At 72.2% G+C, this 6250-nt stretch carries 5 protein-coding genes and 1 pseudogene; 2 read left to right on the top strand and 4 right to left on the bottom strand.

What is annotated here, in order from left to right:
• Window positions 1–282, top strand: a pseudogene (locus tag ACIWVC_RS25845) (hypothetical protein); the annotation flags it as partial.
• A gap of 55 nt (window positions 283–337) precedes the next feature.
• On the opposite strand, the gene ACIWVC_RS25840 reads toward ACIWVC_RS25845, so the two are convergent.
• Complete coding sequence (locus ACIWVC_RS25840; protein ID WP_396450448.1) at window positions 338–1897, bottom strand: ATP-dependent DNA ligase; 1560 nt, start codon at window positions 1895–1897, stop codon at window positions 338–340.
• A gap of 124 nt (window positions 1898–2021) precedes the next feature.
• Here ACIWVC_RS25840 and ACIWVC_RS25835 point away from each other — a divergent pair, with 124 nt between their 5' ends.
• Complete coding sequence (locus ACIWVC_RS25835) at window positions 2022–2747, top strand: hypothetical protein (RefSeq protein ID WP_396450446.1); 726 nt, start codon at window positions 2022–2024, stop codon at window positions 2745–2747.
• A 340-nt stretch (window positions 2748–3087) separates the two neighbouring features.
• Here ACIWVC_RS25835 and ACIWVC_RS25830 read toward each other — a convergent pair whose 3' ends face one another.
• The 3 genes from ACIWVC_RS25830 to ACIWVC_RS25820 are packed head-to-tail and all read right to left on the bottom strand — an operon-like array spanning window position 3088 to window position 6142.
• On the bottom strand, window positions 3088–4059 hold the full coding sequence (locus tag ACIWVC_RS25830; RefSeq protein ID WP_396450445.1) for a diiron oxygenase: 972 nt from the start codon (window positions 4057–4059) through the stop codon (window positions 3088–3090).
• 54 nt (window positions 4060–4113) lie between these two features.
• Window positions 4114–4977, bottom strand: coding sequence for an SDR family NAD(P)-dependent oxidoreductase (locus ACIWVC_RS25825; RefSeq protein WP_396450443.1), 864 nt, complete (start codon window positions 4975–4977; stop codon window positions 4114–4116).
• 43 nt (window positions 4978–5020) lie between these two features.
• Window positions 5021–6142 carry a ferritin-like domain-containing protein gene (locus ACIWVC_RS25820; RefSeq protein ID WP_396450441.1) on the bottom strand — a complete coding sequence of 374 codons (1122 nt, stop codon included), beginning with the start codon at window positions 6140–6142 and terminating at the stop codon, window positions 5021–5023.
• Window positions 6143–6250: the final 108 nt, after the last annotated feature.

Here is a 6250-nt window from a genome sequence, read left to right as displayed (position 1 = left end):
CGCGCCGAGCGCCGGGCGCAGCGCCGCGCCGAGCGCCGTGCCGCCCGCGGTACCGGCCGCGGTACCGGCCGCGGTACCGGCCGGACCCCGTCGCCTCGGGTGAAGGGCAGGGCCGTGTCCCGCATGCGGGCCCGCGCGGCCGCGCGGCGGGTGAGCCGCCCCCGGGAGGAGTTCCCGCCGGGCTTCCGCCCCGGCGGACGCCTCCCGCCCGCCCCGGCGAACCCCGCCGAACCGGCACCGCTCGGCGACACGCCCCGCGGCCCCGGCGAAGAGCCGCCCTGACCGCCCTGACCGCCCTGACCGCACGGCCGGGCACGCGGCCCTCGCCGCGGGCGGGCTAGTCCATGACGGGGGCCACGGCCCGGACGGTGTCGATCGTGTCGGCCTCGGCGGCGGACTTGTCGGGCCGGTACCGCAGCACCCGCGCGAACCGCAGCGCGATGCCGCCCGGATAGCGCGGGCTGTGCTGGACCCCGTCGAACGCGATCTCGACCACCAGCTCCGGCCGGACGTGCACCGTCCAGCCGTCCTCGCGCACGGCCAGCTCCCGCAGCCGCTCGGTCTGCCAGGCGAGCAGCTCGTCGGTGAGCCCCTTGAACGTCTTGCCGAGCATCACGAACCCGCCCGTCTCGGGGTCGCGCGCGCCGAGGTGCAGGTTGGACAGCAGCCCCTGCCGGCGCCCGTGCCCCCACTCCACGGCGAGCACGACGAGGTCGAGCGTGTGCCGCGGCTTCACCTTGATCCACCCGGCGCCGCGCCGCCCGGCCGTGTACGGCGTGTCGAGCGACTTGATCACGACCCCCTCGTGCCCCCGCGCCACGGCCTCGTCGAAGACCTCCTTGGCCCGCGCCGGGTCGCCGGTCACGACCCGGGGCATGCGCAGCTCCTCCGGCACGACCCGCGCCAGCGCCGCGCTCCGCTCCGCCCCCGGCGCGTCGAGCAGGTCGGCGCCGCCGCCCGCGGCCTCCGCGGCGCCGCCGGCCTCGTCGAGGTACAGGACGTCGAACAGGAAGACGCTCAGCGGGACCGAACCGGTGTTCTTCGCGGTGCGGGTCGCGGTGCGCGCGGCGGTCACCTGGAAGGGGTGGGGGCGGCCGTCCGGGCGCAGCGCGATCAGCTCGCCGTCGAGCACGGCCGCGCGGACGGGCAGCGCCCGCACCGCCTCGACGACCTCGGGGAGCCGGTCGGTGATCTCGTCGAGGGTGCGGGTGAAGACGCGCACCTCGCCGCCCGAGACGTGCACCTGGGCGCGGACGCCGTCCAGCTTCCACTCGACCGCGGCCTCGGCCTTCAGCTTGGCGAACGCGTCGCCGATGGACGGCGCCGACGCGGCCAGCATGGGCTTGACCGGGCGGCCGACCTCCAGGGTGAAGGCGCGCAGGCCGGCGGCCCCGTCGGCGAGGGCGGCGGTCGCGACCGGGCCGAGGGAGCCGCGGAGCATGAACGCGCGCCGCACCTCGGCGGCCTTCACCCCGGCCGCGGCCGCGATCGCCTCGGCCATCACGCCGTCCAGCGCGCCCTGGCGCAACTCGCCCGCGAGGAGCCTGATGAGGAAGTCCTGCTCGGGGCGGGTGGCGCGGCCCATGAGCGCGGCGACGAGCTCGCGGCGGCGGGCGACCGAGCCGGGGCCGGAGACGGCGCCGATCTCGGTGAACGCCGCGTCCGCCTCCCGGACGGTCAGCGACGGCTCGGCGGCGGGCGGCGGAACCTCCCGCAGTGCGGCGTATCCCACGCCGATCTGGCGTTGCGGCAGCTCACCGGACAGGTAGGCGACGACCGCGGGCGCCTCGCCCGGATCGGCGCGGCGCAGGCACTCCGCGAGCGCGGCTACCTTGGCCTTCCGGCCCGAGGTGCCCGCCACCGCCCCCGACGTCCGCGCGATGTCAGCGATCAGCACCCCTCCAGTGTGACCCCGGGGTCTGACAATCAGCACCGTCAGGGGGCCTGGTCAGGGGCGGCGCGCCTGACTACGTTGACGGGAGGGCGGGGCCATGACGCGACGGGGGAGTGAGGAGCGGGACGTGGGGCTGCAGCGTCCGGTCGAACCGTTCCACCGGCCGTACGCCGGGCCGGAGCCGCCGTCTCCGGCGCGCCGGCCGAGGCGGCTGCTCGTGCTGCTGGTGGCGGCCGCCGCGTTCGCGGCGGCGGCGGTGGCGGTCTTCCTCGTGGCGCCCGGCAAGGAGCGGGGCGGCACCGATCGGGCCGCGGTGACGCCGCGGCGGCCCGCGCCGCAGACCTCCGCCGAGCGGATCGTCGAGGCGCTGCCGCCGCCGTGCGGGACGGTCTCCGCGGGCACCGTGGCGAAGGCCGTGCCGGAGGCGGCGAAGCGGCACAGCGCGAACTCGACGCTGACCACGTGCACGTACTCCTCGACCGGGTCGTCGTTCCGCTGGCTGCGGGTGGAGGCGCGGCTGTACGCGCGGGAGAACACCGCGACCCCGGTGCGGGACGCGGAGCGCTACTACGACGCGCGGTGGGCGCAGGCGCACGACGCCCCGCTCGTCCGGACCATCGCGCTGGAGCGGCAGAGCGGCGTCGGCGACGAGGCGTACCGCTGGTTCAAGGCCGACGAGGGGCAGCCGACCGTGGTCGGGGAGGTCACGGCGCGGATCCGCAACGCGGTCTTCACGGTCAGCTACAGCGAGCGGGCGCCGGACGCCGCCGAGCAGGACGAGCGGGAGCGGGAGATCCTCGCCACGGCGACCGCCGCCGCCCGCGAAGTCCTCGCCGCGCTTAATGATTTCTGACCTGATTCGGCCGACCGCGACCTATTTCTTGTCAACACCTTCTAAGGTGATTCGGTAAAGGGGAGGCGGTATGCCGATCATGCTCCCGCGCCAGGCACCCGGTCGGCATGCTGGAAACGCCTGGGAGGAGGAGGCGACGACGTGACCGTGTCATCGATTGGAGTGTCCTGGGTGAGATAACCCCAGGCAGGCGCAGTATTTCGCGACGGGCCGCGGAGTGGACCCCGCTCCGCGGCCCTTGCGCCTTCCGGAGTCCGGACCACGCCGCCGGGCGCATTCAAGAACTGATTTCTAAGAACTCGCTTCGATGTCGAGATAAATGGCCGGCGAGTAGAACCTGTTATTGCTCCAGTAGACCCGCGCGAAGCCACACGTCACGCGCCCGCCCGTCCAGGAAGCCGACCTCGTCGAAGAACGCGGTGCACTTCCGGAACGCCCACGCCATGGTCGCCCGCCGGTGCGGGCTGCGCGCCGCCACCCGGCGCGCGAGCTTCGGGTCGAGCCCCACCGCCGTGTAGCAGGACGGATGGATCACCTGCGCGCCCATCAGCCGGGTCGCCTGCGCCATGCCGTAGGCGGCCATCCGCCGCCGCACCGCCGGGATCACCGCGACCAGCCGCTTCAGCTCCTCGCGGGCGTACCTGATGTGCCGCGCCTCCTCGATCACGTGGATCCGGGTGATCTGCCGGATCAGCGGCTGGACGTCCTCGTCCGGGAACGTCAGCCGCTGGAACGCGTCGGTGAACTCCTCCACGACGAGGGTTCCGGCGAACATCGGCATCGGGTCGTACACGGTGCCGAACAGCTTCGCGAAGTGGAACTCCAGGGCCCGCGGCCGGTGCGTGCGCAGCCCGCACGTGCGCACCATCCGGCCGAACATCTTCGAGTGCCGGCACTCGTCCGCGATCTCCGTCAGCGCGTAGGCGACGTGGTCGCTGTCGTAGCGGTGCCGGTAGGCGTGCATGACCAGCGACTGCATCAGCAGCATCTCCGACCAGATGCCGAACGAGGCGATGCTGCACATCTCCCGCTTGGTCAGCTCCACCCGCTGCCGGTGCGTCAGCCCGTCCCACAGCGGCGTCTCGTAGATCGACACGAGCTGCGGAGGCATGTAGAAGACGTCCGGGTCCTGCGGGGCGTCCCAGTCGACGTCCGCGTCCGGGTCGAACGAGTGCCTGCGCGACGTCCGCAGCAGCCGCTCGGCGACCACCTCCCGGTGCGTCAGCTCCAGCGTGTGATCGCCGTCCTTGCATCTGATCCGCGCCGTCCACGTGCGGGGACGGCCGTCGCCGAGCAGCGCGTCGGGGGGCATCGCTCCGTCACCTCTCAGTACGGGGAGGGTCGGGGGCCGCGCCCTGGCGGGGCGTCAGCCCTGGGGGGCGGGGATTCTGGCCAGAAGGCGCAGGGAGGCGGGGGAGACGCGGGAGAGCACGTGCAGGAGGTGGCCCTCGAAGTTGACGGGGACCACGGGCCTGTTCTTGATGATGGCGTGGACGACCCGCTCGGCGACCTTCTCCGGCGGGTAGTTGCGCAGCCGGACGGCCTTCTGCCCGCGCTGCCTCAGCTTCTCGGGGGACCCGCTCTCCCCGTCGACGTAGGTTCCGTTCTTGACGATGTCGGTGCTGACGAAGCCTGGGCAGACGGCGGTGACGCCGATCCGGGAGCCGGCCAGCTCCGCGCGCAGGCACTCGCTGAGCATCAGCACGGCGGCCTTCGTCGTGCAGTAGGCGGGCATCGAGCGCCACGGCGCGAACGCGGCCGCGGACGCGATGTTGACGATGTGGCCGCCGAAGTTCGGCTTGTCGGGCTTGTTGGGCAGTGCGTTGACGCGGTCGCGCATCTGCCGCCCGAACAGCCGGGACCCGTGGATGACGCCCCACAGGTTGACGCCCATCACGCGGTCCCAGTCCTCCAGCCCGGTGTCGAGGAACGACCCGGCGACCGCGACGCCCGCGTTGTTGACGACGATGTCGGGGACGCGGTGCGTCTCCTTCACCTCGGCGGCGAACGCCTCCATCGCGGCGGCGTCCGCCACGTCCACCTCGTAGGCCGTGCCGCCCGTGCCGTTCGACTTCGCGCGGGCGATGGTCCGCTCGGCGGCGGGCAGGTCGATGTCCGCCGCGATGACGCTTGCTCCGCTCTCGGCCAGCGCGAGCGCGACGGCCCGGCCGATGCCGCTGCCGGCACCGGTGACGACGGCGAGCGCTCCATCGAAATGCGCGAGTGGCATGCGAACCTCCGAGGCTGTGCGGACCGGGTGGTCCCAAAGTTACTCAGGACGCCCCAGGATCGGCGACGGCGGCCTCGGCGACGACGGCGTCGACCTCGGCCTTGCGGGCGGCCTCCTCGGCGGCGAACCGCTCGGTGTCGAGCTTCTCGGCGATCTCCTCGTCCTGCTTCATGAGCGCGTCCAGGTCGGCCTTCGACATGTCGAGGACGCCCATGTCGTCGTAGGTCTGCTGAATGCGCTCGCTCCACAGCCCGATGTCCTTCACGCAGGGGACGATCCGGCTGAACAGCAGGCTCTGGAACATCCGCATGTAGGGGGAGTTCTCCACCATCTCGTCGACCTCCTTCGGATCGATGCCGAAGTTGGTCCAGATCTCCCGGCCGCGGATGCGGTCGCGCATCAGGTAGCAGCCCTCGATGACGAAGTCCTCCCGCTCGCGCAGCTCGGCCGGCGACAGCTGCTTGTAGTAGTCGCGCAGCGCCAGCCGCCCGAACGCGACGTGCCGGGCCTCGTCCTGCATCACGTAGGCGAGGATCTGCTTCGGCAGCGGCTTGGTCGTGATGTCGCGGATGACGCCGAACGCGGCGAGCGCGAGGCCCTCGATGAGCACCTGCATGCCGAGGTAGGGCATGTCCCAGCGGGAGTCGGTGAGGGTCTCGTTCAGCAGGTCCTGCAGCTTGGTGTTGATCGGGTAGATCATCCCGACCTTCTCGTGCAGGAACCGGGTGAACAGCTCGACGTGCCGCGCCTCGTCCATCGCCTGGGTGGCGGAGTAGAACTTGGAGTCCAGGTCGGGCACCGACTCCACGATCCGGGCGGCGGTGACCATCGCGCCCTGCTCGCCGTGCATGAACTGGGAGAACTGCCACGACGTGGAGTGCCGCCGCAGCTCGCCGCGCTCCTTCTCCGACAGCATGTCCCAGTACTTCGTCCCGTAGATGGCGAGGGACTGGTCGGGGACGCCGAGGATGTCGTGCGGGTCGACCTCCAGGTCCCAGTCGATGCGCTTGACCGAGTCCCACTGCTTGTCCTTGCCCTTCTGGTACAGGGCGAGGAGGCGGTCGCGGCCGTCGTCGTACTCCCAGGTGAACCTGGCGTCGCCGGCCATCGGCACGTTCCAGGTCTCGGCCGGGACGGGGTCGGTGTAGAGGTCGTGGGTCGACAAGGGCACTCCTCCCCGAAGCGCGGACGTACGGTGTACGTTTCACGTACAATGTACGTACCGTGTCATGGGACACTTACGATGTCAACGGCGGAGAGATGCCAACGGCGG

It is taken from the genome of Actinomadura sp., from assembly GCF_044508335.1.
GTDB lineage: Bacteria > Actinomycetota > Actinomycetes > Streptosporangiales > Streptosporangiaceae > Spirillospora.
Note: the sequence above shows the minus strand (reverse complement) of the source record. Positions and strands in the feature narration are given on the sequence as shown.

What these genes read in the sequence shown, in the direction of transcription:
- ACIWVC_RS25830 (WP_396450445.1), bottom strand. Translation starts at nt 4,059, where the DNA reads ATGCCCCCCGACGCGCTGCTCGGCGACGGCCGTCCCCGCACGTGGACG.
- ACIWVC_RS25825 (WP_396450443.1), bottom strand. Translation starts at nt 4,977, where the DNA reads ATGCCACTCGCGCATTTCGATGGAGCGCTCGCCGTCGTCACCGGTGCC.